Raw genomic sequence first — 24,274 nt, forward strand, 5'->3', positions numbered from 1 at the left:
TCTGCCGCTCATCACAAAAAAACGGGGCGCCAACCCGTTGGCGCCCCGTTCCGGGTAATATGCTATCAGTCGTTATTTCGCGTCGCGGACGTATTGATTAAGCCATTGCGTTTGCTCCCAAAGCATATGCAGGATGTTTTCGCGGGCGGAATAGCCGTGGCTTTCGTAAGGCAGCTGCACGAAGCGCACCGTTCCCCCGTGCCCTTTCACCGCGTTGTACAGCCGTTCGCTCTGGATGGGGAAAGTACCGGGATTGTTGTCCATTTCGCCATGGATGAGCAGCAGCGGCGTTTTGATCGAGTTGGCGAAGCTGAAGGGGCTCATATTATAATACACTTCCGGCGCCTCCCAGTACGTGCGCTCCTCCGCCTGGAACCCGAACGGCGTCAGCGTACGGTTGTAAGCCCCGCTCCGCGCGATCCCCGCCTTGAACAACTTCGTATGCGCGAGGAGGTTAGCCGTCATGAACGCACCGTAACTATGACCGCCCACGGCCACACGGTTGCTATCTCCCACCCCCATTTTCGACAGCGCCTGGATCGCCGCGTGGGCATTGAGGTACAGCTGCGGGATGAAATTATCGTTGGGTTCCTTGTTACCTTCGCCGACGATGGGCATTTCGGCATTGTCGAGGATAGCGTAACCCTGGGTGACCCAGAAGAGCGGGCCGCCATAGCCCACACGGGTGAAGGTATACTTCGAGCCCCGCACCTGTGCTGCGTCTGCGGCAGATTTGTACTCGCGCGGGTACGCCCAGATGAACACGGGCAGCCGGCCGTCTTTCCCCGGTTCGTAACCTTTGGGCAGGTATAGATCGCCGGTGAGCTGGATGCCGTCGGCACGTTTATAGGTGATCTTTTGTTTGGAGACGCCTTCCATCGCTTTATAGGGATTTTCGAAGCTGGTCACTTTCGTGCCTAGGAGCGAGCGTTTGCGGAGGTCGCGGATATAATAATTGGGCACTTCGGTATTGCTTTCGCGGGAAGTAAGCACCACCAGTTTCTCCGGATCGATCACTTCCACCACGCTTTCGTAGAACGGGGCCTGGCAGCGCCAGAGGATGTTCTTTTTGCCGGTTTTCAAGTCGAGGGTTTGTACCAGCGGCATATCGCCCTCCGGCGAGGAGCCCTGCGAACGGAACGTCAATTCGTTTTTCCGGCCGGTGAAAAGTACGGGTCGGTCGAATAGGTTGCGGGTGGTGAAAGGCGTGCCCAGATCGCTGTAAGCATCGTTGCTGCTGCGTTCGTAGAGCGAATCGAGGCGGCCGGCCTGCTGGTTGAGGATGCTGATGCGCTCCTTCCGGTCGGCGAACATGGATTCGTAAACGAGCGCCAGTTCCCGCGTTCCCCAGATCACATCTTCGAAACGTCGGCGGGTGCGGAACAGTTCTTTGGGCGCGCCGTCCGACGTTACGTCCTGCACATACAGCGCATCGCGGAACTCGGCTTTCTGCTTACCGAGGCCGCCGTCGAGGGCTTTTATGAACGTGACGGTATGCGCTTCATCGTCTTTCCAGCCGAAATCGCGCGGGGTGGTCACAACATCGTCGAACCCGATGGGCGCGCCTTCGGAGGAGGGGTTCCTCACCAGTGTTTTCACCAGTTTGCCGGTGTTGCCATACACTTCCCAGACATGCGGGAACCCGTAAGCGGGCACCAGGTAGCTGAAAGGCTTTTCGATGCGGCGGGTGAGCAGGAATTGCTTATCGGGCGATACGCTCACCGAAGCGTAAATCCCCGGCTCGCCTACCGGCGTTTCCTTTTTGCCGGTAACCAGTACGATCTGTGAAGTGGCCATGTATGCGAAAAGTGCTTCGTCGTAGGGCGTTTTGATGAGGTCCTGGTACGTGCGGGACGCGGCGCTGCGGCCTTTGCTTTCCTGCACTACCGGGCCGGTTGGCGCTGCGGGTGCTTTCGGCAGGGCGCCCCGGCCCGCGGGTACCGCCCGGTACACGAGCGTTTCATTGCCCATCCAGGCGTAAGGATTGCCCATGGTAGCGTTCAGGGGTTGCTGATTGACCTGCACGGCCTGTTTTGCGTCCACATCGAAAACATACAGGTCGATGCGCTCCGCGCCCGTGTGCAGGAAAGCCACCTGCCGGCCATCGGGGCTCCAGGATACACCGGAAATCCGCGCCGGCTCGGGGATGCCTTTAATATCGAATTCGGTATTGCTTTTCAGGTGCTTCAGCCGGAGGCTGGCATTGCTCACGCCACGGCTCTGGCCGAAGTTGCGCGGATTGAGGCGCAGGCCTGCGATGCGCAGTTCCGGTTCGGCCAGTTCTTCCACAGACGGGAACGGGTTGCGCTGGGACAGGAGCATCCATTCCCCGGTTTTGGAAATGGATACGGTGGGCGTGGGTTTGGCCAGCAGCAATTCCTCGATCACGGCAGGCGGGCGCTGATAGGTGCCGTTATCCTGCGCGAAAGCGGCGCTTCCGGCCAGGAGGGCCACCAGGAATATGGATTTTTTCATAGCGGTTCAGATGATAAGTCGGGAACAATATAGGGAAAGCGGCCAAACCGTCATAGGGTTATTACATGGGCGTTGCCGGCTTTCATCCCCGCTTTTACGGAGCGCCGGTGCTCGAGCCCGAAGCCGACGAGCGCATCCACGAGCGGCCAGAGGTGCCGTGCGTGCGGGGTGAGGGAATAGGTGACGGTGACCGGGCGCGTAGGATTTACCTGGCGGTTTACGAGGAGATGTGCTTCGAGGGATTTCAGATCGCTGGCGAGCACTTTCGGCCGGATGCCGGGCAGCCGGGTTTCGAGATCGGAGAAGCGGAGATCTCCGTTTTGCAGGGCGCATAGAATGAAAATGCGCCATTTGCCACCCAGCGCCTGGATGGTGTCTTGCAGCGCCAGCCTGCGTTCCCGGCAATTGCGCTCCGCTGTTCCTGTGATCGTTGACATATCCTAAATATACGCATTACCGCGATGGAACGAACTTCCCTGCAGGTAACCCACAGCCGCCGTACCTCCATCCTACCCCATCTTTGCCGGACAAAACATCCAATGCTATGAAAGCTATCGTTCAAACGGGTACCGGCGGACCGGAAGTGCTCACCCTCCGCGACATGCCCCTCCCGCAACCCAAATCCGGCGAATTGCTCGTGAAAGTTTCCGCCATTGCCGTCAACCACGCCAATAAGCTCCTGCGCAACGGCGTCTTCCCCGCTCCCTCGCCGTTCCCGCATGTGATGCTCGGCGAATTGGAAGGTTACGTTGTGGCGGTGGGCCCGGACGCGGATACATTCCGCCCTGGCCAGCGCGTAACGGGCGTTTCGACGGAGGGCTTCGCGGAATATGCCGTGGTACATGCATCCCAGGCATACCCGCTGCCGGAAGGGCTTGCTGTGGCGGAGGGACTATTATCCGGCGGGTTCACTGCATACCATTTGCTGGACCAGGCGCCGGAGCCTATTCATTCCGTACTGATCACCGGTGCCGCAGGGGTTATCGGTTCATTCGCCGTTCAACTGGCGCGACTGCGGGGCATTCCGGTTATCGCGGCAGTAGCCGGCGTAGCGGAAAAACTGGATTATCTGCGGGACCTGGGCGCTACCGCTTCCGTATCCCATCAATCCCCAAATTGGCTGCAAACGCTGCAAAGCGCCGCCCCGGAAGGTTATTCCCTCCTGCTCGACGCCGGAGGCGGCCCCGTTGCCACACAGCTCCTTTCCCTACTGGCTCCCGGCAGCACCGCGGTTTTATACGGCAACATGTCTGGCCAACCGGTGGAAACCGACGGCAACCTGCTGGCATTCAGATCTCTGAAGATCATTGGCGCATCGGTGTTCGCGGCCACAGTGGCAGACAAGCAGCGCTGGCACGAAGAAATGGTGGAAGCGGTGACAGACGGAAGATTGCGTATCCCGTCCTCCGGGTACGCATTCGAAGATTACGCCGCCGCTTTCGCCGCGCTGGAAAGCAGGCAGGTACCGGGAAGGATCGTTTTGCGGATGGAATAAAAATTAAACCAGGTCTTCTTCCCGGATCAGATTATGCTTCAGCGCGTACATCACCACGCCCGCCGTGTTGCGGACGTTCATCTTTTCGAGGATGCGGGTGCGGTAGCCTTCTACCGTGCGCTTGCTGAGGAAAATGCGGTCGCCGATCTGCTGGGCCGTTTGTTGCAGGCAAATGAGTTTGATGATCTCCTGTTCGCGGTCGGTGAAGGTGACCGCTTCCTTTTGCCGGTAAGGGTTGAACTTGCTCCGGGCGATCATCCCGGCGAGTTTCGCGGAAGTGCTTTTGCAATAGTAGGTATGGTCTTCGTACACGTGCTCGATGGCTTCGAGGATTTCCAGTTTGTCGGCGTTCTTCAGCAGGTACCCTTTCGCGCCCGCCTCCAGCATTTCCACGATCAGACCTTCCTCGTCGAACATCGACAGGGCGATCACCCTGATACCGGGCAATTCCTGCACCAGCTGGCGCGTGGCGGCGATCCCGTCCATCTTCGGCATTTTGATATCCGTCATCACCACATCCGGCTTTTCGCGGTGCACCAGTTCGAGCAGCTCGCGCCCGTCGGCCGCACGGCCCACGAGGGTGATGTGCTCCTGGCGCGACAGCATCAGGGCCAGCCCGTCCAGGAAAATTTCATGATCGTCGGCAACGGCGAGGCGGATATCGTACTTCATTGAAATTGAGGTTACACGCCGCAGGTTGATACGGCATGTCTCAAATATACCCAAATAAATCAAGTACGGGGGATGCGGATGTAGTAGCGGGTGCCTTCGCCTACGGCGGAACGGATGTGGATGGAGCCTTTCAGGATGTCTGTCCGCGTTTCGAGGCTCTTGAGGCCCAGGCCGCGCGAGTGCTCCCGCGCTTTTTCCACGCTGAAGCCCTGCCCGTTGTCCTGCACCAGCAGCAGCAGCTCGTTTGCCTCCTGCCGGAAGCCGATATCGAGCCGGGAGGCGTTGGCGTGTTTCAGCGTATTGTGGATGATTTCCTGGAGGATGCGGTACAGGTGGATGTCTTGCTCGGGATGCGGGTTTACGTCATTCATGGTGTACACGCTCACTTCCAGCTGGTCTTCGCGCCCGAGGTGCCGCACGAAGTCGCGGACGGCTTCTATGAGCCCTTTGCGCTCCAGGGCGATGGGCAGCAGGTCGTACGAAATCTGCCGCATGCTGGAGATGATCTCATCGATATGTTTGGCGGACTGCTGGATGACTTTCCGGTCTTCCGCATCCGGCACTTCCACGCTGCTGATTTTGAGTTTCACGGAGCTGAGGAGCGGCCCCAGGCTGTCGTGCAGATCGCCCGCGATGCGTTTCCTTTCGTTTTCCAGCAACCTGACTTCCGCCGTGATCCTTTCGCGCTGCATGCGCACATAGCGGCGGTGATAGCGGATGATGGAGGTGATGAAAAACGCGATGATCACCCCCAGCAATGAGGAAAGAAATACGGTGATGTAAAAAATCCTTTCTTCCATAAGCGGCCGGTCAGGCTTTGAATCTGCGGGAAAAATAGTAATCGTCCCTGACGGGAATGAAGCATACGGCGATCGCGTAAATGATGTTCACGAAAGCGTTGACAAATGAAAAGATATTGAAAATCGGCCAGTCTACCACGGCATTCTGCGGATCGATGAGCAAAGTGCCTTCCGTAATGAGGCTGTAAATGCTGATGATCATGAGCCCCATGCAGATGAGGAACCGCGCATTACGGAACAGGTGGCCGCTGAACGAAGCGATGAGGGCATTGATTTCATTGATGCAGAGAAATACGATGATGAGGCTGTTAATGAACACGGACGCAGAGCAGAAATGTAACTCCAGCCGGCCGTACCCGATGTTTTCCGTGACCCAGGTGAAGAAACTGGCGGCGGCCAGCAATATGAGCAGCGCCTTGCGCCGGCGGAGGAAACCCCAGGCATAAAACTGCCACAGGATCACGCCAAATTCCAACAGGGTGTAGATATTACTGACGGTAGTGTTTCCACGGGTGAGGCGGAGGCTGATCTCGCTGACCACTTCGGTGGTAAATGCCAGTAACAGCAGCACCATGAAGGGAAAGTAACTGGTACGGACCTTATGGACCCGTACCAGTGCCAACACCAGCGGGATGGCAATCGTAAAACTTAACAGTGCCGAAGCGAGGTAGGTCATGTATTACAGGATGAAATTTTCAGGCTCAGGGGTACAGGTCGCTTCCGGAAGGGCAGATCGTGGGACAGCGGTGCCCTTTCTCGGCGGCCTCGTCTTCAACCGGCGGGAGCGCGTAGGCAGCGGAAATACCGGGGATCCATGCGGTAGCGGGCTTTTCGTTGACGATGCGGCCCCGCATGTCGTTGCCTTTCCCATCCACCGGTACCATCACAAAACAAACTTCCTTCTTTTCATTCAGCCCCAGGTAGATACGGATGCCTTCGGCCCCCCTGGCGTCCAGCAGGGCGGCGAAGATGTCGCGGTTGAACATTTCGGCCGCGGGCAGGTTGAAATTGCGGTCGAGATACCCGGAATCCTGCAACTGGCGCTGGAGCTCCGCTTTGGCGCCACGGTACGATTTAACGTACTCGATGGCCGAGGTAAAAGGGATCACATGCTCCTTTGCGGCCTCGCGGTTGTAAGGGATTTCACCGACCGGGCCATGACGGAAGAACCATGCCCAGATCAGCAGGACCAGCAGGACCAGCACGAGGAACCATGGCAAAAAGGATGTTCTTTTCATAACAATTGTTGGTTTGATGTGATAGGATGCAAATTAATACAGGGGCAGAACGGCAGGCACCGTACATCTTCCCGAAATAGTCGCGTATAAATACGGTAGGTAATTACCGGAATGAACATGGGGCGGGGTAAAAGTGTTTAACAAGATAGCTTTTTTCCATAATATTATACGATGGACAAAATAGACGCCTACATCGCCAAATCGGCCCCTTTCGCCCAACCCATCCTCCAGCATATCCGGGAATTGGTGCACGAGGCCTGTCCGCACGTGGAAGAAACCCTTAAATGGGGCATGCCTTATTTCATGACCCATGGAGACCAACTCTGTCACATGGCCGCCTTCCGGCAGCATTGTGCCCTGGGGTTCTGGAAAGCCGCCATCATGCACGATCCGAAAGGCATTCTCACGCTCATGGAGAAAGCCGCCATGGGGCATCTGGGGAAGATCGCGTCGCTCAAAGACCTCCCGGCCGACAAAACCCTCATCGCCTACATCCGCGAAGCCGACCGCCTGAACCGCGAGGGCATCAAACTGCCCGCCAGGCCCGTTTCGGAGAAAACCGAACTGGAAGTGCCCGCCGCCCTGGCCGCCGCGCTGAAAAAGAACAAACCGGCCGAAAAGCAATTCCAGGCCTTCAGCTATTCTCACCGGAAAGAATACATCGAATGGATCAACGAAGCGAAAACCGACCCCACACGCGATAAACGCATCGCGCAGGCCGTGGAATGGATCGCCGAAGGGAAAGGCCGCAACTGGAAATACGCGAAAAAATAAGCCGCCGTAAAATAAAAAGCCGGGGACCCGCCGCAACAGGTCCCCGGCTTATTCTTTATCGCACTTCAGACCGCCAGCAGCGCGTGGAGCTCCCGGCTACGGGGCCCGGTCAGGAACTGGCCATGGTAACTGCTTGTAACCGTGGCACAACCGGTATGGTTCACCCCGCGCGACGCCACGCACAAATGTTCCGCCTTGATGATCACCGCCAAGTTGTTTTCGAACAGGGTGACGGCCGACTCGCTGGCAGGGTCGAGCCCTGAAAACGCTTCGTTCACAAACATCTTTGCAACCCGTGCGGGCGTGTCTTTCAGGCTGTCGTCTTCCAGGTCGAGCCCCAGCGCCAGCATGATTTCGCGGAAATGGTGCCGTATCGTTTCGATTTTTTCCGCTTGGGTCAGTGCCTGCCTGCCGCGCGCCAGCACGGAAGCGATGGATTCCTCTGTCTGCATGATTATTCCGCGTTTGAAGGTTGCATTTTCGACAATTGCGCCAGCGTCCAGGCGCCGATGGCCATCACGATATCGCGCACGGCCACATCGAAATAATGCCCGCTCACCACGAGTTGTGCGGCGATGCAAAGCAGCCAGGCCATTACGACGAATGCGCCTATGCGCGGTATCGCCAGCACCAGGATGCCCGCGATGATCTCGATGATCCCCACCGCTTTCATGAACACCGCGGGGTCGAAAGGGATCAGCCGCCCGTTGGTGCCGAGATAATCGGACCATTGCGCGAGGAGATTGGTAAATTTGTCGAGCCCCGCTACGATGGGTACAAGACCGTAAGTAAGGCGTAAAGTAGCCTGGAGTTGCCGGATCGTGGCCATGTTGTTAAGATTTTGATATAACCGTTAGATCGGTGAAACCGGGAAAGGTTACAGAAATTTAGGGAATTTTGTAACCTCATCCCCCGAAATCCATCCAATAGTCAAACAGTTCCATCTTTTGCCATGACAGATACCACTTCCATCCTACCGGCGCCCATGGAGGACGCAGCGATCATTGAACGGATACTGGCGGGAGAAAAGCGGCTTTTCGAACTGCTGGTCCGCAAATACAACCAGCGGTTGTACCGGATCGGCATGTCTGTGCTGGACAATGACGCCGAAGCGCAGGACGCGATGCAGACGGCTTACATCAAGGCGTATGAGCACCTTTCCGGCTTCGAAAACCGGTCACAATTCAGCACCTGGCTCACGCGCATCATGCTGAACCAATGCCTGGAACAGCAACGGAAAGCCGGTTACCGGCTCACGGGAATGGGGCACCCTCTCAATCCAATACACATGAAAACGCCAGCGAACGAATTGGTTAACAAGGAATTGAACGCAATACTGGAAAGGGCCATCGCACAGCTCCCGGAAAAGTACCGGCTGGTGTTCATGCTGCGCGAAATCGAGGACCTTTCCGTCCGCGAAACGGCCGAAACGCTGACCATCGGGGAAACGAACGTGAAAGTGCGGCTCAACCGGGCGAAAACGATGCTCCGCCGCAGCCTGGAGGGATATATGAAAGACCACGTGTACGCCTTTCATTTGTCGAAATGCGATACCGTGGTCTTTCATGTCATGCAACAACTGGGTATTGCGAATAGCTGAAATTACATCAGCCCGCCCATGATCGGGTCGCTGATGGTGGATTTGCCGGTCTCGAGGTGCCCGGCGAAGCGGTATTCCGCCGCCGCTCCGTTTACCGACACGGTTACATCGTACCAGCCCTGGGCTTTGAGCAAGGGCATTACCAGCGTAGCGCGGCTGCCGGGTTTCACGATGTGCACTTTTTTATCGGCCTGTCCGTAAGCGTCTTTCATCTGCAGTTTCACGTCTTTCTTACCGGCATTGTGCCAGCTGAAAAACAGCTCGTTGCCTTTTGAGGGCTGCTGTTCGATAGTGAACCCATGCGGCAGTTCGCCCGCCTGCCCGCGGAACCCGCGCAGGAAACCGTTGGGGCCATACACGGTAATATCGATATCGCCGCCGGGGAACAGGTCTCCTTTCCAGACGTCTTCCACTTTACCGCCCGGCGTTACGGCATAAGAGCGGTTGTACATATTTTTTCCGTACACATTGAACGCGCCGCCGGCCGATTTTTTGCCGAACCTTTTGTTGCCGGCTTCGAGGGCGAGCTGAACGGAACCATCGGCCGAGGGGACCAGTTTCGCATACAGCTCGTACGGGATCGCGCAGGCCGGTCGCGTCCCTTTTTCCTGCAGCGGCAAATGCTTCTGCGGATCTTTCACCTCTCCCTTCAATACCGTAAAATTAGCCGGCGCGGCTTTGAATTTCGCGTTGTGGATGGTTTCGACGAACGCTTCCCGCTCGATGGATTTCGGCGCGGGGATTTTTTCGCCGTTGTAAGGGCGGAACACGGAAGTGAGGTCGCCGCACACCGCGCGCCGCCAGTTGGTAATGTTTTCGCAGGTCATGGGCTTTTTATGCCGGTGCTCCAGCCACTTTTCGAGGAACTGGATATTGGAGGTGTGGTCGAACACCTGCGAATTCACGTATCCGCCTCTCGACCAGGGCGAAGCGATCACGAGCGGGACGCGGTATCCCAGGCCGATGGAGCATTCGCGGATATCGTCGGGCCAGTTGCGCTGTGCGGCGCGGCTCACCCATTCGTGCGAGGTATCAATACCCGCCGAGGTTTTCCCGGTTTCCGGCCGCGAGGGATCGGGCGCGGTGAAGGGAGGAACGTGGTCGAAATAACCGTCGTTCTCGTCGTAAGTCAGCACGAATATCGTTTTCTTCCAGACTTCGGGATTGCTGGTGAGGATGTCCATCACTTCAGACAGGTACCAGGCGCCATACCAGGGCGCGCCGGGGTGATCGGAGAAGTTTTCCGGCGCAACGATCCACGATACGGCGGGCAGCTGGCCGTTTTTTACGTCTTGCCGGAACTGGTGGAGCACATCGCCCTTGGGCAACTGCATCTTCCGTTCCGTTTCCCCGTCTTTGTACTGCAAGTCGGACAGCTGGTGGTAATCCGGATCGCCGACGTTGGTGGTGAATGCTTTTTTATGCAGCTGCTGCTCCCTTTCCGGCAATGCGCTGAAAGGCGTGGCGGCCACTTTATCGAGGATGGATTTTATTTTTTCCTGCTGGCTGCGGGCATTTTTGATGCGTTTTTCGAGGTTTGCGCGGTCTTTGGAATCGGCCGCCAGTGCTGCCAGCTGTTTTTCCATATCGGAAATTTTGCCGGGCAGTTCGTCCTGCACTTTCCGGATATAGCGCAGGTGCGGTTCATGGTAATGCACATGGTATTGGCTGAACCATTCGATGGGATTGTCGGTGAAATTGGAGAGCCAGGCATCGCCTTCGCCTTCCAGGCCCACGCCCACGCTGATTTCGTTCTGATATATTTTCCAGGAAACGCCGTTTTCTTCCAGCACTTCGGGATATGTTTTCCAGTGGGCTTCTTCGCCGTAGTCGACGTCGGAGTTCCAGACGTTGGCTTTGGCGTCGCCGCTCATTTTTTCGCGGATGGTGCCGGTCCAGAGGTAGAGGCGGTTGGGGGTGGTGCCGGTGAGGGAGGAGCAGAAATGCTGGTCGCACACGGTGAAAGCGTCTGCCAGGGCGTAATAGAAGGGAATGTCTTCGCGGTTATAGTAGCCCATGGTCATGGGGACTTTCCCGTATTCTTTGTTGCCGGAGCGTTTCACGGGTACCCAGCGGTCGTATTTGCCGCCGTTGCGGGCGTCTACCTGGTCGCTCCAGCCATGCGGCAGGGCGCTCATCCAGGTGGCTTTGGTGTCTTTGATGTCCATCCGGAACGGGGGCACGAGGTTTCCGTCTTTATCCGGCTGGAAGAGGACATTGGTGCCGTTGGGGGTTTTCACGGCCCGGGGGTCGTTGAAACCGCGAACGCCTTTGAGGGTGCCGAAGCAGTGATCGAAGGAGCGGTTTTCCTGCATGAGGAAAACGACGTGCTCAGCGTCCAGGAAAGTGCTGCCGGGCGCGGGGTCGATGGCCATTGCCCGCTGGATGGTTTCGGGAAGGATGTTGGCCAGTCCGCCCGCTCCGGAAAGCAGTGCGGCCTTCCTGAGAAATTCTCTTCTTGAGTCCATATAGATCGTTCTAAGATTTAAAAGCCGATGGGCCAAAATAGGAATTATTCCCGTCCGGCAAAGTCAAATTAATATGAATGGCGATGCACAGGAAGGACACAGAAATGAAGATTTCCCCCCAAAAAAGTTATTTTTTTCACCCTTTCTCCAGAAAAAGCGATCATTGTATACAGACAAAAATCCTTCTTATGTTACCTTTTCAATCCAATCCGGCGGGCGCGTCGAGTTTTCACTCGCCGCTCGCAGCGCAGGAATCGTATGTGGGCGGGTTTCAATTCGGGAAGAATACGATTACCTGGGGCGGCCAGACGGTGCTGCGACAGAATATCTCCAGCGTCTACATTTACAACATCCAGCGCAGCTTCAAAGTCAGCAATGCAGGCATGCTCCTGATGGGGCTGGGCGTACTCGCGTCCCTGTTCCTCGGGAAGCTGTGGCCCATCATCGCCATTCCATGCGGGCTGGTGCTGCTTTACGGCCTTCTTGAACGCTGGAAGCCCCGATTGTTCGGTGTTACCATCGAAATGAACTCGGGGTCGCACAAAAACATTTACAGCAGCGATCAGCAAGGTATCAAACGATTGTACGATGCCATCACCGTTGCCCTCGAATCGGACGAAAAGATTTTCCACGCACATTTCGGACATGGGTCCATTAAAATCGACAATATGCAGAATATTCACAACGAGATCAATAATAGCCCGAACGCGAAAATCAATTACCAATCTACGGACAATAGCAATTCCGGTAATTTCAGTAACCGGGTGAATATATTGTCTGACGAGCTGGCAAAGCTGGGCATTTCGTCCAAAGACATCGAAGAGCTGAAACTGATCCTTCAGTCGGAACAGCCAGACCATCAACATCGTACACCCGGCAAGCTCACCGAGAGCTGGATTGGCAGGATGGTGGAAAAACATGCAGGCGGTATGGGGAAGGAAATTTCCGCCGGCCTGCTCATCAACCTCCTTTCCCATTTCTTCGGCTGGAGCTGAGATCGCATCCAACCTCCATTTGTCGTACCTTTGCCCGACATTAAAAATTATCCGGAATATGGGCATAGCAGACAAACTCTTCAACATGAAAAACGAAAAAGCAGCCGCCAACCTGAAGGCCGGGCAGGAATTTCTTGCCGCCAACAAGGAAAAGCCCGGTATCACGGCGCTTCCCAGCGGTTTACAATACCAGGTCCTTACGGAAGGCACCGGCCCCAAGCCCTCGGCTACCAGCAAAGTGACCTGCCATTACCACGGCACCCTCATCGACGGCACCGTGTTCGACAGCTCGGTACAACGCGGCCAGCCGGCCACGTTCCCCCTGAACATGGTAATCAAGGGCTGGACGGAAGGCCTCCAGCTCATGCCCCAGGGCAGCAAATGGCGCTTCTTCATCCCGGCAGACCTCGCTTACGGCGACCGCCAGGTAAGCGCGCAGATCGGTGCCAACAGCACGCTGATCTTCGATGTGGAACTGCTCGGTATCAGCTAAGCCATTCCAAAATCCGCCTGGTATGCCCAGGCGGATTTTTTTATCCATCCCATACCAACTCCCTCCCCTATGGACCGCGACACCCGTTCTTTCCTGCTCTCCCTTTTTGCGCCGGTCGCTTTCGGCACCTTCATGCTTTACATTTTCGAAGCATTCGACGGATGGAAACTGTCGGATGTGATGAGCATCTCATTCCTGTTTTTCGTTCCCTTTGCCATGGGCGTGCTCAACACCTGGCTGGCCAGCTACGCGCAATCGCAGCGGCGCGATGTTTCCATCTTTCTCCCCTGGGCTTCCATGGTCCTTTTCCTCGTGCTTTCCATGGCGTTGGGAATGGAAGGATGGGCTTGCTGGGTGATGATTTTCCCCCTGTTTATGGTGGCCGGTACGCTGGGCGGGCTCACGGGCCGCTGGATGCGCCGCCGGCAAAAGCACGGCAAAACATACGTTTCCATCCTGCTGCTCCTCCCTTTGTTCATCAGCCCCATCGAGCAATGGATGGGTAAAATTCCCGGCCGGTACAAAACCTATACGTTTATCGACATCCAGGCGCCCAAAAACCGCATCTGGCCCCTGGTGACCCGCGTTTCCGACATCAGCGCCGAAGAGAACAAAGCCGGGATCACACGCTGGCTGCTATTCCCGCAACCGGTAAGGGCAGAACTGGATAAAGAAGGGACGGGCGGTTTCCGGAAGGCGGTTTTTACCGGTGGACTGGTGTTCGACGAAACCGTGGAGGCTTACCGGCACGAGGAGTTCATGCGGTTCACGATAAAGGCCAATCCGTACGACATTCCCTCCACCACCATGGACGAGCACATCGTCATCGGCGGCCAGTTCTTCGACGTGCTCAACGGCACCTACGAACTGGAGCAACTGGACGATTCTACCTGCCGGCTGCATTTATACAGCCACTTCAAACTCGCGACCACGTTTAACTGGTACGCCAGCATTTGGGCCGGCTGGATCATGGAAGACATTCAGGACAACATCCTCCAGGTGGTCCGCCGGAGGGCGGAAGCGCGTTAGGGTTTCGTCATGGCGAAGTTGGGGATCACGATGCCGTTCCGGACGGGAAACCGCGCTTCCGTGACCAAGAATCCGTGTTTTTCGAAGAACGGCCGGGCCGTCCGGCTGACATGGGCGGTTACCGGGCCGGTGGTTCGAGACAGCAGCTGGCGCAGCAACCTGGCGGCTACGCCCATCCCCTGAAAATCTTTCCCTGCATACATCATTTCGATATGCGAAGGCCGCTCCAGCGCCGCGAACCCGGCCAGCCGGCCATCGCCCGCCACGGCAACGATCAGTTCGGTGGTGTTTAGCAGCTTTTGCCAGCGTTCGGGGTCATCTGCGCCGGAAGCCCATGCCTGCAACTGGTTGGCGTCGTAGTCGCCGGCGCAAACGTGTAGGACCGTCGACCTGAAAAGCGTTCTGATCCCAGGAAGGTCCGCATCCACGGCGGGCCGCAACATAATATCCGGGGTATTTTCCATGTTGCGCGAAGATACGTCAACCCGCAAACAACCTCCCGCGCAGACCGATGGAACGTTTATATTTGCGCATGACCCCGCTCATCCTACAATTAAGGCAGGATCTCCAGGCGGCCGGCACCCCGGCCGGACAGGACTCCGCGCGCAGGTTTTTCAAGGAAGACATTAAAACGCACGGCGTGAAATCCGCCACGGTAAAGGCGATCGCCAGGCCGTACATGAAGGCGCTCCGGTCCGAAACGAAGGAAACCGTGTTTTCTATTTGCGAGGAGATGTGGAAAGACGGGATGATGGAGGAAACGCTCATCGCCTGCGACCTTTCGTATTCGCGGCGGAAGGAATTTGTGCCGGCAGACCTCCATTTGTTCGAAAAATGGCTGCACGCTTACGTAACCAACTGGGCCGCCTGCGATACGTTCTGCAACCATACGGTGGGGGAATTCCTCATCCGGTATCCGGACCGCTTGCCGGTGCTGGAAAAATGGGCGAAATCTAAAAACCGGTGGGTACGCCGGGGAGCGGCCGTATCGCTGATCGTTCCGGCCAGGAAGGGATGGATGCTGGAGGAATCGCTTCGCATCGCTACCCTGCTGCTGCACGATGAAGACGATATGGTGCGCAAGGGTTACGGATGGCTGCTGAAATCGGCCGCTGAAAAGCATGAGGACGCGGTTTTCCGGTTCGTGATGCGCCATAAAACCGACATGCCCCGCACGGCGCTGCGATACGCGATCGAGAAAATGCCCGCCGACCGGAAAGCCCGGGCGATGGAGAAATGATCAGGCGCCAAAAAGCATATCGTACCGGTGCATCCCTTCCCCATAACCGTTCTCGGTGTATTTCACCACGGCGAAACCGTATTTTTCGAAGAATGGGCGCGAATGCTGCGTGGTATCCAGTTTGATGCCGCAGGTGGTGCAATTGCGGCGGATATAATCGATGCGGTAGAGCAGGAACCGCCGGCCGATGCCCTGCCGGTGCAGCCGGTTATCGACCATCCCCCACACCATTCCGGCGATGTTGTTTTGTTTTTCCATGAAAACGCCGCCACAGGCCGCCAGTCGGCCATCTTCCTCCGCCACGAAATATGCTTCTACCCCGTCGGGTTTGGCGGGAATCCCTTTTTCATAGTTCTTCAGCCAGTTGGCATAATCATCCAGTTCTTCAGGCAGGAAATACTTCGGCATATTGCCTTTGAAAGCGGCGATGCAGGCATCGAAATCGGAAGGTTCGTAGGGGCGGATGGTCATGTCTTTCAGCTTTGATAATAGACGAATGTCCTTAAAAAACGCGAGATTCCCATGGCGGGCGCGCCTGTTTCCCGGCGGGATAAAAATATTTTTATTTCCGGTTGGCAGCGATATTTTTACCCTATCAAACAAGGTCTATGAAATATGTCCTGCTGGCCGTCGCCATCGTTTCCGAAGTGATCGCTACTTCCGCGCTGAAAGCGTCTGAAGGCTTCTCCAGAACCGGGCCTTCGCTGATCGTCATCGCGGGGTACGGCATTGCGTTCTATTGCCTGAGCCTGACGTTGAAGTCCATCCCGGTGGGCATCGCCTATGCGATCTGGTCGGGCCTGGGCATCGTACTGGTATCTGCCGCCGGCTGGATTTTGTATAAGCAGAAGCTGGATGCGGGCGCTATTATCGGGATGCTGCTGATCGTGGCCGGGGTGATCGTCGTGAACGTATTTTCGAAGAGCACGGAGCATTAAAGCCACCGTTCGTCGATAATTCGGGTTGTCCGTCGATCCGGAAGCCGTATATTGGGTACCGTGCGCCGCGGCTGTTATCAAGTGCGCTAAGTTTGTACCATGAAATCAGCATTTTCCTACCTGAAAAACGGGCGGTTTTTAACGCATCTCCTCTTCTGGGCTTTCGCGTTCCTGCTGCTTACCTATATCTACAGCACTGCTTTCGGCAGTTACCGGCTGGGCACGGTAGTGGTGCTTATGCTGCTGCCCGTTCATATGCTTTACTATTACCTCCTCGTTCACCAGGTGCTTCCCAGTTTTTTCAAGGGGCGGTATCTGCAGACGGTCGTTGCCGGCCTGGCGGTGATGGTTTTGATGGCCGTTTTGTACCGGCTGGCGGAGATTTTTGTCACCGATCCCTACATCTACGATTTCTACATCCGGGACGATCCGGATTTCACCTGGGGCAAACTGGCCAAATCGCGGTGGCAGCAGTTCGTCAGCCCCGGGGATTTCGTGAACGCCGTGGAAAGAAGCAACGTGGTGGTCTGGATCGGCCTCACCTCCAAGCTGTTCATGATGTGGCACGAACGGAAAAACGCCATCCTGCAGGCGGAGCTCAGCTCCCTGAAAGGGCAGCTCCATCCCCATTTCCTGTTCAATTCCCTCAACAATATTTACGCCCTTTCGCTGGACAATGCGCCGCAAACGCCGGGCGTGGTGCTGGGGCTGTCGAACATCCTCCGGTATGTGATTTACGAATGCGCGGCTGACCGGGTTTCGCTGGAGCGCGATATCGAGATCATGAACGACTACATCCGGCTGGAGCAGTTGCGGTACGAAGACCGGCTGGACCTGAACGTGCGCATCGAAGGCGAGCCGCCCGGCCGGTACCGGATAGCCCCGCTGCTCATGCTGCCGTTACTGGAAAACGCTTTCAAGCACGGTGTCGGCGAAACGGTCGAAGGCGCCTGGATCAATATGGAACTGCTGGTGCGCGACGGCGCCCTGCACCTGAAGATCAGCAACAGCAAGCCCGAACAGCCGGTGCCCGGCAGAACGGAGCAAAGCGGCGGGATCGGCCTGTCGAACGTGAAAAACCGCCTGCGGCTGCTCTATCCGGAAGCGCACTCGCTGGCCTGGTACGACGAAGAAGAATGCTTCATCATCGAATTAATGGTTAAATTATCCGCCCATGACGCAGCCTGACACACAAATACGGACCCTGATCGTGGACGACGAGCCCCACGCCCTGCAGATCATCCGGAAATACGCCGCGAACGTCCCGGAACTGGAAGTGATCGGCACCTGCAACAACGCCATGCAGGCAGCACAGGTATTGCGGCAGCAGGCGGTAGACCTGCTTTTCATCGATATCAAAATGCCCGGCCTGCTGGGCACCGACCTCGTCAGAAGCCTGAAAAACCCGCCCAAGATCGTGTTCACCACCGCTTACCATGAGTACGCGGTAGAAGGGTTCAACCTCGATGCGGTGGATTATCTCGTAAAACCCATCCCGCTGAACCGGTTCCTGCGGGCCGTGGATAAAGTGATGCACGCCCTCCGGGGAGACCGTGCCCCCGCCGTTTACGCCCAGCCCCGGGAAGCGCCCGTTCAGCCGGCCGCACGGCATTACCTGTACCTGCGGATCGACCGGCAATCGATCAAAGTGGACACGGCAGACATCCACTGGATCGAAAGCGTGCGGGATTACATCCGGGTGGTGACGAAAGAGAAAACCTACATGACCAAACAGAAGATCAGCGTGGCCGAAAAACTCCTGCCCATGGGGCGCTTCCTGCGCGTACACCGGTCTTTCATCATCCCGGTAGACAGTGTGGAAGGATACAACCCCAATTACGTGATCGTTGCCGGCAAGAAAGTGCCCATCGGCCGCAACTACAAACAGGCCTGCCTGGAGCAGTTCGGCCCCGGCGGGGAAACTGCGGAATAAAGGCATCCATCCGTCGAACATCCATCTACCAACACGTCCTTCCGGCGACCGAACCCTGCGCCGGTCGATCTTAGTTGCACCCGCCCCGGATATGTCCGAACCTTGCATTCCCAAAAACAGGAATTCAAATGGAATTAAGATCTACGTCCGGCTTCCGGCGCTACCAGGGAGGCTTTTACAGGACGCTCATCCATCCCGGACAAACGAAAGGCGGCATCGCACTGCTGGAATTTACCTTGCCCGCCGGCGGTGAACCGCCATTACATGTGCATCAAGAGGAAGACGAAAGTTTCGTTGTCCTGGAAGGCAGCATCCGCCTGCAGGTCGGCAATGTGATCACCGAACTGGGCCCCGGCGATGCCGCTTTCGCCCCGAGAAAAATCCCCCACGCGTTCAGCATTCTTACGCCTACGGCCAAACTGCTCAACCTGATCACCCCCGGCCGGCTGAGCGGGTTCTTCGAGGAATTCAGCACACCGCTGGAAGGCGAGCCCTCCATCGCACCGCCACAGGCGCCAGATATGGAAGCCATCGGGAAGATGTTGCAGACCATCACGCAACGATACAACGTACATTTTCTGGAAACCAAATAAAAAACAATCACTCGCGACATGAAACGCCATCACTATCTCTTCTCCGCCATGCTCCTCGTTTTGGCGGCCTGTTCCAACAAAGACAAAGGCATCGCTCCCAGCTTCAAGGTAGATGAAAATGCTTCGGTGATCACATGGATCGGCAAAGCCCCTACCCATTTCCATAAAGGCAGCTTCAAGGTGACGGGCAGCCTGCTCACCAATGGAGACGACCGGGTTACGGGCGGCGATTTTACCATCCCCATCGCCAGTATCGACAACGAAGACCTTTCCGGGCCGCCGAAACAGCAACTGCTCAACCATTTGAAAAGCGATACGTTTTTCAACGTTCCCATGTATCCCGAAGCAAAGTTCCACGTCACGAAAGTGGAAGACTTCAAGGAAGCCTCCGTGCCTGGCATCAACGCAAAAATCTCCGGTGAATTCACGATGATCGGGCAAACGCACCCGCTCAGCTTCCCTGCCGCCATCCAGGTTACGAAAGACAAAATCTCCGCGACCGGCAGCTTTAAACTCCCCCGGCTCGACTGGGGAATGAACGCCTACAGCGATCCCGCGGGGCCTTTGTACATTCTGCCCGAAATCGAGATTTCGATCGATATCAAAGGAACCCCGGCAAAATAACGCCATCTGTCCCCAAAAAAGGGAAAAACAGGACGTCTCAGCACGAGGCGTCCTTTTTCCGTTTGATGACCCGGTGCCGGCGGCATTCGTCCATCCCTGAAAAAAATACTGCTCCGTTTGTCCAATCCTGTTTTATCCGCGCATTATTATTTCAAACAGATAATTCAAACACACTATGACAAACGATCGACCACACAACAAACACCTGGCGCCGGTCCTGATCTGGCTGGCGATATACCCCCTGATCACTTTATTACTGTTCGTGCTGGGCGGGCATATCGAACATTTTCCCCTGCCGCTGAGGACCGGCATCCTTACCATCATAGCCGTGCCGGTCGTCTATTATATCATCCTGCCGTTCTATTACCATGTCATCAATCGTTTTAAAAAATAAATAAAACCAGCCATCATGATAACCGTTAAAGTTACTTACACCGTTCAACCGGCATTCGCGCAGCAAAACCTGGCAAACATCCGCCGTTTCATGGATGATTTCAGGCGGATGGAAGGCTTTCAGTACGCCGTTTACACTTCCGCCGATGGCAATACCTTCACCCATATTTCCCACCACAACGATGCGGCGGTCCAGCAGCGGGTACTGGCGGTGCCTTCTTTCCTCGCGTTCCAGCAACAGCGCGACGCCAGCGGCCTGACCGGCGAGCCGCAGATCGAGGTGCTGCACCTGGCGGATGCGGTCCGGCCGATCATCTGAACGAAAAAGCGGCGGTCCCGACATTGGGACCGCCGCTTTTTTTTGCCTGTAAACGAGCTATTGGCAATACTTGTTCAACAGGCGTTTTTCCGTGCCGCTGATGCGGGAGATGAGCCCCAGCAGCTTGAAAACCGGCAGGAACAGCATGGCGGCGCCGGCCGGGTGCATATCGCTCATATCCGAGATAGCGGCCAGGATCAGCGGGTTGCGGGGCATTCCCCTGTTATCGGTGATGCCGTCTTCCGCGAGGCCGTACAGGATGCGCAGGGCGTTCTCGAACCCCGTGGAGCCGGGCTCCACGATGGTGGTGAAGCGCACGGGCTCGCTGGTTTCGTTCGAAAAGCGGTGCGGCACGCCTTTTTCAACGGTGAAATGCCCGCCGGGCGCCAGGCGCACGAAGCGGCCGTTCAGGGTGACGGTCAGCACGCCTTCGGTGACTACGAAAGTTTCCGAAAAATTGCGGTGGTAATGCATGGGCGTTCCGCCGCCGGGCATGAGCGTTACTTCCAGCCGGGAAATGCGCCCGCCGGTGGATGCGGAGGTTTCGGCGAAGGTGACCTGGTCTTTGATGATGGGGTTGACGATGGTTGCTTTCATGATGGGGGATTTTACACTTTCCTTTTGAGGCGGAAACTTCCGGAAACTTTTTTAGGTTTAGGATTACAGCCCGATCCCGGTGCATACACCATAGCCGTGAAATAACCGGAAATGGATTGCCCGATGCTCCCGTAACTGCTGATGTTCAAATCCCCGCTGCCGTACATCACGCCCGTACCGCCACAGGGATAATATTCCGAAAGGTAAATCGGGGGATTGCCGTTGGAGATCGATAACTGCACGTTGAATTTCTTCGGTTCCATTGCGCTGCCCGACACATACTTGCCCAACCCGGCACCATTCATGAATATGCCGACCCCGCCCGTGATACCCGTTCCCAACAGCGTGGTATTGGTACCCAACAGCGCCGCGTCCATGGAATAGGCGACGTTCGTAGTGCCGTCCACATACCAGATGAAATACTCTTCCGGAAGAAGCGTTACCGGCACCTGTACGATCACCAGGCCGCCATTGCCCGGCCTGTCGGGATGGCGCTGGCTTACCAGGTTCCTGATGCGTACGCCCACAGCTATTTCCTGGTGCTGCGGGATACTGGCAGGCGCCTTGAAATAAACTTTATGATGTTTGGTATTATCGAACGTGCCCGGGCCGGTGGCGAACCACGTTTCAATGTTCTGGTCGGGCACCCATACTCCCTGGATGATCTGGTCCGTTCCTTTTTTGACATCCTGGTACATTACCATCAACATCGCTTGCTCGTTGGCTTCCAGGATGCGATCGCTTTGCGCGATCTCGATGCGGAATATCCGTTCGATGGTCCAGTCGCTGAAATGGCGGGTTTGGGCGCTGAGGGTTTTATTCGTTTTGTCGATGGCCGTCATGATCACCCGGTGCCAGAACCCTTCCTTGTCCTGGTAGGCCAGGTAGAGATCGTCTTCCGTAGTGCCGATGAGGCTCGTATCTGCGTACTTCAGCGTGATCTTTACGTCTTTCTGGAACTGCACGTTTTCAGGCAGCAGCCGGTACGAAGGGCCTGTGCCGGCGGTGAGCGTACTGCTCACGGTCTGGATGGAGAAGTTGGTGGCGGCAGACACAGCGCCTGCGGGGATTTCGATGGCGATATTGCCATCGGCCGACTGGATGGTGCCGCCGGCTGCGCCGATGGTTTTGGTGACGGGCGTTCCTTCCGGAATGCCGTGCGTAACTGGCTGGGGCTCGGGGAGCGTAGGCGCCGGCGCTTCACCTTCACCGCTCTTTTTACAGGATACGGCGGCAGCGAGCAGGAGCACGAAGAAAACGCTCCGCTTCATTTTTCTGATCATAGCATGATTTTTTAAATTCAGGTTTCGTGTGAACGGCAAAATTGGTGCGCGCGCGCAGGAAGAGAAAATAAAGTCGACGGATACACGAAAGCATAGATAGAAACCGCTGCCGGTCGATGATTTCATGCACAGCCGGAAAAAGCGAAAGCGCCGCCGCACTTTCGAGCCGCAACGCTTTCTTCGTTCTCGCCAGAACTTGTCCGTTAACTATTTACCGTTTATTTTTTTCATAAGCATGCGCAACCGTTATCTGATAGCGGTTTCCCGGCTAACGCGAGGTGCATCACCGCGAGGTCCCTTCCACCGGTTTCCAATCGTTCCATCACATCCCACCCGAGGCGGGTATATAACCGCTCTGCCGAGTCGGTAAAAAGGTAGAGGGACCCGATCCCTTTCTCCTTGCTCAAATCCTGCAGGTAACGGCACAAATGCGCGCCATATCCCTTTTTCCTGAACATGGGAACGGTATACACCATCGCCAGCCAGTGGCGGTATTGCCGGAAACGGGGCACGCGATCGCACAGCCCTACATGATGATAAACGCCACCCGTGGCCACGGGCCGGCCGCCTACGGTCAGCACCGCCTGGAATTGGGATTCACCGGAGCAAACAGTCAGCAGGTTCTCGCGGGTTTTCTGCAGCGGCAGGTTCCATTCTTCGTTGTACCATTCAGCCACGAGGCCGATCATTTCGGTATCGCCGGGCCCGAGGGCCCGCAACCTTATATTTTCCATGGGGTTCATTGCTGGTTCAAAATTAAGGGATCGGGATGTATGCAAAACACCGGATCGACCGAAGGGGCATCCGGTCGATATAAAACCGGTTCAATCCCCGATGAGCGCATCGATTTCCGCCTGCAAGCCCTTCGCCCAGGCTTCGTTCCGCAGCGTGAAATGGTCTGCCCCCGGCACCAGCACCACCCGGATGTCTGCCCCTGCCGCTGCCGCTTTCCGGCCGAAAGCCGCCACCGATTCGTTCAGCAGGAAATTATCCTCCGTTCCCGCATAGACGGTGATCTTCCCTACGCCGGCTTTTTTGATCTTTTGCCAGTTATTTTGCACGTAAAGGGCGAGGTCGTAGGGTTTCCATTCCTGCACCACCGATTTGCGGATGTCGCCGGTTTGGGGATCGAAGAGCTCCTTCGGGCGGCCGTCTTTTCCCGGTACCCCGAATTCCGCTTCGAAGGATTGCTGCTGCCCGCCATCGCCGGCAAACAGTTCGGCCATCCTGGCATCGCGCTGGGTTTGCCGGAAAGCTCCGTTCATGCGGAGGAAGCCCCGTTCCTTGCCGGATTCGTCCCGGTAATAATTTTTGGCCGTATAGAGGTTTACGCCCGTGAAGGAAGAAAAATCCAGCGGGTCGGGGGCCGTGGCCCAGCAGCCGGCGAAACTGGCGGGGTAATGAAGGGCGAGCCAAACGGCGCCGTATCCGCCGGAGCTTTGGCCGGTGATAAAAGTTTGTTTGGGATCTTTCCTGATCCGGAACCGTTGTTGGAGATAAGGCAGCAGTTCGGTGACGAGGGCTTTGCCCCAGGGGCCGTTCACCCGCGAATCCACGAAGGCATGGAGGCCCCAGGGGGTTTGGGTCTCGGGGTTGAGGTAGACGTAGATCTTGTCTTTCCCCTGCCCCATCCCGAACACGCGCTGGTTATCGGGAATGGCGCCATGGTAATGCGTTCCGCCCCATCCGGGGATGATGAGCACCACGGGGTATTGCCGCGAAGTGTCTTTCGCATACGATTCCGGCAATATGACGGCGGCTTTGATGAAAATGTCCTCTTTCCGGAAATCACTCAGCAGGGCAGATCGCATTTTTACTTCCTTCGCCTGGTCCGTTTCCCGGAAAGGGCGTTCGGGGAAGGCCATATTGAGGGTAACAGTGCCTTCGCCCCTGCCTTTTTCGGCGATATGAAGCAGGCCTTCCTGCCGGCTGAAGAGGTTCCCCGGGGCGGTGTTGCCTCTTTCCTTCGTATTGGTGTCGAGGATGGCGACGATCTTGTAAACCCCGGGATCGAGGGTTTCGAGGGCCTTGTGCGAGGGCTGGCTTCCCTTTTCGAAACTGATGCTTTCACCCGGCAGCCAATTGGCGACCGGCTGGTAAAAGGCAGGTTCTTCCGCCATGGTACGGTCGGTGAACCTGGCGGCGGTGTCTTTGAGGGTGTATACGAAAAGGCGGCCGGTATAGGGGCCTTTCAGCGACGCGTCCAGCTGTACGCTCAATTTGACCTGCGCGATGGCGCCGGAGCTGCAGAGGGAAAATAAAAGTGGGAATACGAATCGTTTCATGACTTTTGACGGTGTTTAAGAGAAGACGCG

29 protein-coding genes are annotated in these 24,274 nt (G+C 56.5%); 14 read left to right on the top strand and 15 right to left on the bottom strand.

All coding sequences use genetic code 11. The features are described 5' to 3' along the window. Positions 1-72: 72 nt before the first annotated feature. Together ACQKLP_RS17995 and ACQKLP_RS18000 are read right to left on the bottom strand one after the other, a co-directional pair. Positions 73-2,475, bottom strand: coding sequence for a S9 family peptidase (locus tag ACQKLP_RS17995; RefSeq protein ID WP_427324241.1), 2,403 nt, complete (start codon positions 2,473-2,475; stop codon positions 73-75). A gap of 50 nt (positions 2,476-2,525) precedes the next feature. Then, on the bottom strand, positions 2,526-2,912 hold the full coding sequence (locus tag ACQKLP_RS18000) for a winged helix-turn-helix transcriptional regulator (protein WP_427324242.1): 387 nt from the start codon (positions 2,910-2,912) through the stop codon (positions 2,526-2,528). Between the two features lie 107 nt (positions 2,913-3,019). Here ACQKLP_RS18000 and ACQKLP_RS18005 point away from each other — a divergent pair, with 107 nt between their 5' ends. Beyond that, the gene (locus ACQKLP_RS18005; RefSeq protein ID WP_427324244.1) at positions 3,020-3,970 is read left to right on the top strand and encodes a quinone oxidoreductase family protein; all 951 of its coding nucleotides are present in this window, start codon (positions 3,020-3,022) and stop codon (positions 3,968-3,970) included. A 3-nt stretch (positions 3,971-3,973) separates the two neighbouring features. On the opposite strand, the gene ACQKLP_RS18010 is transcribed toward ACQKLP_RS18005, so the two are convergent. From ACQKLP_RS18010 to ACQKLP_RS18025, 4 genes are read right to left on the bottom strand one after another with little or no spacing between them, the layout of a single operon-like run. Beyond that, complete coding sequence (locus ACQKLP_RS18010; protein ID WP_427324245.1) at positions 3,974-4,642, bottom strand: response regulator; 669 nt, start codon at positions 4,640-4,642, stop codon at positions 3,974-3,976. A 59-nt stretch (positions 4,643-4,701) separates the two neighbouring features. Further along, positions 4,702-5,442 carry a sensor histidine kinase gene (locus ACQKLP_RS18015; RefSeq protein WP_427324246.1) on the bottom strand — a complete coding sequence of 247 codons (741 nt, stop codon included), beginning with the start codon at positions 5,440-5,442 and terminating at the stop codon, positions 4,702-4,704. 10 nt (positions 5,443-5,452) lie between these two features. Then, a complete protein-coding gene (locus tag ACQKLP_RS18020) occupies positions 5,453-6,118 on the bottom strand; it encodes a hypothetical protein (RefSeq protein WP_427324247.1) in 666 nt (221 codons plus the stop codon). Between the two features lie 25 nt (positions 6,119-6,143). Then, positions 6,144-6,680 carry a hypothetical protein gene (locus ACQKLP_RS18025; protein ID WP_427324248.1) on the bottom strand — a complete coding sequence of 179 codons (537 nt, stop codon included), beginning with the start codon at positions 6,678-6,680 and terminating at the stop codon, positions 6,144-6,146. Positions 6,681-6,851: 171 nt separating this feature from the next. Between ACQKLP_RS18025 and ACQKLP_RS18030 the strand changes: the two genes are divergently transcribed. Beyond that, positions 6,852-7,454: a YdeI/OmpD-associated family protein gene (locus tag ACQKLP_RS18030; protein ID WP_427324249.1), complete on the top strand. Its 603-nt coding sequence runs from the start codon at positions 6,852-6,854 to the stop codon at positions 7,452-7,454. Positions 7,455-7,519: 65 nt separating this feature from the next. Here the strand turns inward: ACQKLP_RS18030 and ACQKLP_RS18035 are convergent, their stop codons facing one another. Continuing rightward, positions 7,520-7,906 (bottom strand): GTP cyclohydrolase I, encoded by a 387-nt coding sequence (locus ACQKLP_RS18035; RefSeq protein ID WP_427324250.1) that lies wholly within the window; start codon positions 7,904-7,906, stop codon positions 7,520-7,522. 2 nt (positions 7,907-7,908) lie between these two features. After that, complete coding sequence (locus ACQKLP_RS18040; RefSeq protein WP_427324251.1) at positions 7,909-8,283, bottom strand: hypothetical protein; 375 nt, start codon at positions 8,281-8,283, stop codon at positions 7,909-7,911. Between the two features lie 123 nt (positions 8,284-8,406). Here ACQKLP_RS18040 and ACQKLP_RS18045 point away from each other — a divergent pair, with 123 nt between their 5' ends. After that, positions 8,407-9,054, top strand: a complete 648-nt coding sequence (locus ACQKLP_RS18045; protein WP_427324252.1) for a sigma-70 family RNA polymerase sigma factor — start codon at positions 8,407-8,409, stop codon at positions 9,052-9,054. Between the two features lie 2 nt (positions 9,055-9,056). On the opposite strand, the gene ACQKLP_RS18050 is transcribed toward ACQKLP_RS18045, so the two are convergent. Continuing rightward, positions 9,057-11,522: a phosphocholine-specific phospholipase C gene (locus tag ACQKLP_RS18050; RefSeq protein WP_427324253.1), complete on the bottom strand. Its 2,466-nt coding sequence runs from the start codon at positions 11,520-11,522 to the stop codon at positions 9,057-9,059. 188 nt (positions 11,523-11,710) lie between these two features. Between ACQKLP_RS18050 and ACQKLP_RS18055 the strand changes: the two genes are divergently transcribed. The 3 genes from ACQKLP_RS18055 (at position 11,711) to ACQKLP_RS18065 (ending at position 14,039) form a co-directional block, all read left to right on the top strand. Beyond that, complete coding sequence (locus tag ACQKLP_RS18055) at positions 11,711-12,517, top strand: DUF6232 family protein (RefSeq protein ID WP_427324254.1); 807 nt, start codon at positions 11,711-11,713, stop codon at positions 12,515-12,517. Positions 12,518-12,575: 58 nt separating this feature from the next. Next, positions 12,576-13,010 (top strand): FKBP-type peptidyl-prolyl cis-trans isomerase, encoded by a 435-nt coding sequence (locus ACQKLP_RS18060; RefSeq protein ID WP_427324256.1) that lies wholly within the window; start codon positions 12,576-12,578, stop codon positions 13,008-13,010. A 69-nt stretch (positions 13,011-13,079) separates the two neighbouring features. Beyond that, a complete protein-coding gene (locus tag ACQKLP_RS18065; protein WP_427324257.1) occupies positions 13,080-14,039 on the top strand; it encodes a hypothetical protein in 960 nt (319 codons plus the stop codon). Here ACQKLP_RS18065 and ACQKLP_RS18070 read toward each other — a convergent pair. Continuing rightward, positions 14,036-14,503, bottom strand: a complete 468-nt coding sequence (locus ACQKLP_RS18070) for a GNAT family N-acetyltransferase (protein ID WP_427324259.1) — start codon at positions 14,501-14,503, stop codon at positions 14,036-14,038. The two genes, ACQKLP_RS18065 and ACQKLP_RS18070, sit on opposite strands and share 4 nt — an antisense overlap. 47 nt (positions 14,504-14,550) lie before the next feature. Here ACQKLP_RS18070 and ACQKLP_RS18075 point away from each other — a divergent pair, with 47 nt between their 5' ends. Next, a complete protein-coding gene (locus ACQKLP_RS18075; RefSeq protein ID WP_427324260.1) occupies positions 14,551-15,279 on the top strand; it encodes a DNA alkylation repair protein in 729 nt (242 codons plus the stop codon). On the opposite strand, the gene ACQKLP_RS18080 is transcribed toward ACQKLP_RS18075, so the two are convergent. Continuing rightward, on the bottom strand, positions 15,280-15,750 hold the full coding sequence (locus ACQKLP_RS18080; RefSeq protein ID WP_427324262.1) for a GNAT family N-acetyltransferase: 471 nt from the start codon (positions 15,748-15,750) through the stop codon (positions 15,280-15,282). It abuts the gene before it with no gap. Between the two features lie 137 nt (positions 15,751-15,887). On the opposite strand from ACQKLP_RS18080, the gene ACQKLP_RS18085 reads away from it, so the two are divergent. The 7 genes from ACQKLP_RS18085 (at position 15,888) to ACQKLP_RS18115 (ending at position 20,079) form a co-directional block, all read left to right on the top strand. Next, complete coding sequence (locus ACQKLP_RS18085; RefSeq protein WP_341840463.1) at positions 15,888-16,217, top strand: DMT family transporter; 330 nt, start codon at positions 15,888-15,890, stop codon at positions 16,215-16,217. Positions 16,218-16,316: 99 nt separating this feature from the next. Continuing rightward, positions 16,317-17,405: a sensor histidine kinase gene (locus ACQKLP_RS18090; protein ID WP_427324263.1), complete on the top strand. Its 1,089-nt coding sequence runs from the start codon at positions 16,317-16,319 to the stop codon at positions 17,403-17,405. Beyond that, positions 17,392-18,150: a LytR/AlgR family response regulator transcription factor gene (locus tag ACQKLP_RS18095; protein WP_427324264.1), complete on the top strand. Its 759-nt coding sequence runs from the start codon at positions 17,392-17,394 to the stop codon at positions 18,148-18,150. Before ACQKLP_RS18090 ends, ACQKLP_RS18095 begins: the two co-directional genes overlap by 14 nt. Positions 18,151-18,278: 128 nt before the next feature. Further along, the gene (locus ACQKLP_RS18100) at positions 18,279-18,743 is read left to right on the top strand and encodes a cupin domain-containing protein (RefSeq protein WP_427324266.1); all 465 of its coding nucleotides are present in this window, start codon (positions 18,279-18,281) and stop codon (positions 18,741-18,743) included. Between the two features lie 18 nt (positions 18,744-18,761). Continuing rightward, positions 18,762-19,367 (top strand): YceI family protein, encoded by a 606-nt coding sequence (locus ACQKLP_RS18105; RefSeq protein ID WP_427324267.1) that lies wholly within the window; start codon positions 18,762-18,764, stop codon positions 19,365-19,367. A gap of 175 nt (positions 19,368-19,542) precedes the next feature. After that, positions 19,543-19,761 carry a hypothetical protein gene (locus ACQKLP_RS18110; protein ID WP_427324268.1) on the top strand — a complete coding sequence of 73 codons (219 nt, stop codon included), beginning with the start codon at positions 19,543-19,545 and terminating at the stop codon, positions 19,759-19,761. A gap of 15 nt (positions 19,762-19,776) precedes the next feature. Then, positions 19,777-20,079 carry an antibiotic biosynthesis monooxygenase gene (locus ACQKLP_RS18115; protein WP_427324269.1) on the top strand — a complete coding sequence of 101 codons (303 nt, stop codon included), beginning with the start codon at positions 19,777-19,779 and terminating at the stop codon, positions 20,077-20,079. A 57-nt stretch (positions 20,080-20,136) separates the two neighbouring features. Here ACQKLP_RS18115 and ACQKLP_RS18120 read toward each other — a convergent pair whose 3' ends face one another. From ACQKLP_RS18120 to ACQKLP_RS18135, 4 genes are all read right to left on the bottom strand, one after another. Then, positions 20,137-20,676, bottom strand: a complete 540-nt coding sequence (locus tag ACQKLP_RS18120; RefSeq protein WP_427324270.1) for a cupin domain-containing protein — start codon at positions 20,674-20,676, stop codon at positions 20,137-20,139. Positions 20,677-20,687: 11 nt separating this feature from the next. Next, positions 20,688-21,959, bottom strand: a complete 1,272-nt coding sequence (locus ACQKLP_RS18125) for a hypothetical protein (RefSeq protein WP_427324272.1) — start codon at positions 21,957-21,959, stop codon at positions 20,688-20,690. A gap of 227 nt (positions 21,960-22,186) precedes the next feature. Then, on the bottom strand, positions 22,187-22,693 hold the full coding sequence (locus ACQKLP_RS18130; protein ID WP_427324273.1) for a GNAT family N-acetyltransferase: 507 nt from the start codon (positions 22,691-22,693) through the stop codon (positions 22,187-22,189). 90 nt (positions 22,694-22,783) lie between these two features. Beyond that, positions 22,784-24,244, bottom strand: coding sequence for an alpha/beta hydrolase-fold protein (locus ACQKLP_RS18135; RefSeq protein WP_427324274.1), 1,461 nt, complete (start codon positions 24,242-24,244; stop codon positions 22,784-22,786). Positions 24,245-24,274: the final 30 nt, after the last annotated feature.

The organism is Chitinophaga sp. NPDC101104 (genome assembly GCF_050277495.1).
Classification (GTDB): Bacteria; Bacteroidota; Bacteroidia; order Chitinophagales; family Chitinophagaceae; genus Chitinophaga.

Bases quoted from the DNA above. Each gene is read 5' to 3' on its own strand.
- ACQKLP_RS18075 (WP_427324260.1), top strand. From the start codon at position 14,551: ATGGAACGTTTATATTTGCGCATGACCCCGCTCATCCTACAATTAAGG.
- ACQKLP_RS18060 (WP_427324256.1), top strand. From the start codon at position 12,576: ATGGGCATAGCAGACAAACTCTTCAACATGAAAAACGAAAAAGCAGCC.
- ACQKLP_RS18125 (WP_427324272.1), bottom strand. From the start codon at position 21,959: ATGATCAGAAAAATGAAGCGGAGCGTTTTCTTCGTGCTCCTGCTCGCT.
- ACQKLP_RS18020 (WP_427324247.1), bottom strand. From the start codon at position 6,118: ATGACCTACCTCGCTTCGGCACTGTTAAGTTTTACGATTGCCATCCCG.
- ACQKLP_RS18070 (WP_427324259.1), bottom strand. From the start codon at position 14,503: ATGGAAAATACCCCGGATATTATGTTGCGGCCCGCCGTGGATGCGGAC.
- ACQKLP_RS18055 (WP_427324254.1), top strand. From the start codon at position 11,711: ATGTTACCTTTTCAATCCAATCCGGCGGGCGCGTCGAGTTTTCACTCG.
- ACQKLP_RS18130 (WP_427324273.1), bottom strand. From the start codon at position 22,693: ATGGAAAATATAAGGTTGCGGGCCCTCGGGCCCGGCGATACCGAAATG.
- ACQKLP_RS18040 (WP_427324251.1), bottom strand. From the start codon at position 8,283: ATGGCCACGATCCGGCAACTCCAGGCTACTTTACGCCTTACTTACGGT.
- ACQKLP_RS18050 (WP_427324253.1), bottom strand. From the start codon at position 11,522: ATGGACTCAAGAAGAGAATTTCTCAGGAAGGCCGCACTGCTTTCCGGA.
- ACQKLP_RS18085 (WP_341840463.1), top strand. From the start codon at position 15,888: ATGAAATATGTCCTGCTGGCCGTCGCCATCGTTTCCGAAGTGATCGCT.
- ACQKLP_RS18105 (WP_427324267.1), top strand. From the start codon at position 18,762: ATGAAACGCCATCACTATCTCTTCTCCGCCATGCTCCTCGTTTTGGCG.
- ACQKLP_RS18010 (WP_427324245.1), bottom strand. From the start codon at position 4,642: ATGAAGTACGATATCCGCCTCGCCGTTGCCGACGATCATGAAATTTTC.
- ACQKLP_RS18080 (WP_427324262.1), bottom strand. From the start codon at position 15,750: ATGACCATCCGCCCCTACGAACCTTCCGATTTCGATGCCTGCATCGCC.
- ACQKLP_RS17995 (WP_427324241.1), bottom strand. From the start codon at position 2,475: ATGAAAAAATCCATATTCCTGGTGGCCCTCCTGGCCGGAAGCGCCGCT.
- ACQKLP_RS18015 (WP_427324246.1), bottom strand. From the start codon at position 5,442: ATGGAAGAAAGGATTTTTTACATCACCGTATTTCTTTCCTCATTGCTG.
- ACQKLP_RS18090 (WP_427324263.1), top strand. From the start codon at position 16,317: ATGAAATCAGCATTTTCCTACCTGAAAAACGGGCGGTTTTTAACGCAT.
- ACQKLP_RS18095 (WP_427324264.1), top strand. From the start codon at position 17,392: ATGACGCAGCCTGACACACAAATACGGACCCTGATCGTGGACGACGAG.
- ACQKLP_RS18030 (WP_427324249.1), top strand. From the start codon at position 6,852: ATGGACAAAATAGACGCCTACATCGCCAAATCGGCCCCTTTCGCCCAA.
- ACQKLP_RS18005 (WP_427324244.1), top strand. From the start codon at position 3,020: ATGAAAGCTATCGTTCAAACGGGTACCGGCGGACCGGAAGTGCTCACC.
- ACQKLP_RS18100 (WP_427324266.1), top strand. From the start codon at position 18,279: ATGGAATTAAGATCTACGTCCGGCTTCCGGCGCTACCAGGGAGGCTTT.
- ACQKLP_RS18035 (WP_427324250.1), bottom strand. From the start codon at position 7,906: ATGCAGACAGAGGAATCCATCGCTTCCGTGCTGGCGCGCGGCAGGCAG.
- ACQKLP_RS18000 (WP_427324242.1), bottom strand. From the start codon at position 2,912: ATGTCAACGATCACAGGAACAGCGGAGCGCAATTGCCGGGAACGCAGG.
- ACQKLP_RS18120 (WP_427324270.1), bottom strand. From the start codon at position 20,676: ATGAAAGCAACCATCGTCAACCCCATCATCAAAGACCAGGTCACCTTC.
- ACQKLP_RS18135 (WP_427324274.1), bottom strand. From the start codon at position 24,244: ATGAAACGATTCGTATTCCCACTTTTATTTTCCCTCTGCAGCTCCGGC.
- ACQKLP_RS18025 (WP_427324248.1), bottom strand. From the start codon at position 6,680: ATGAAAAGAACATCCTTTTTGCCATGGTTCCTCGTGCTGGTCCTGCTG.
- ACQKLP_RS18115 (WP_427324269.1), top strand. From the start codon at position 19,777: ATGATAACCGTTAAAGTTACTTACACCGTTCAACCGGCATTCGCGCAG.
- ACQKLP_RS18110 (WP_427324268.1), top strand. From the start codon at position 19,543: ATGACAAACGATCGACCACACAACAAACACCTGGCGCCGGTCCTGATC.
- ACQKLP_RS18065 (WP_427324257.1), top strand. From the start codon at position 13,080: ATGGACCGCGACACCCGTTCTTTCCTGCTCTCCCTTTTTGCGCCGGTC.
- ACQKLP_RS18045 (WP_427324252.1), top strand. From the start codon at position 8,407: ATGACAGATACCACTTCCATCCTACCGGCGCCCATGGAGGACGCAGCG.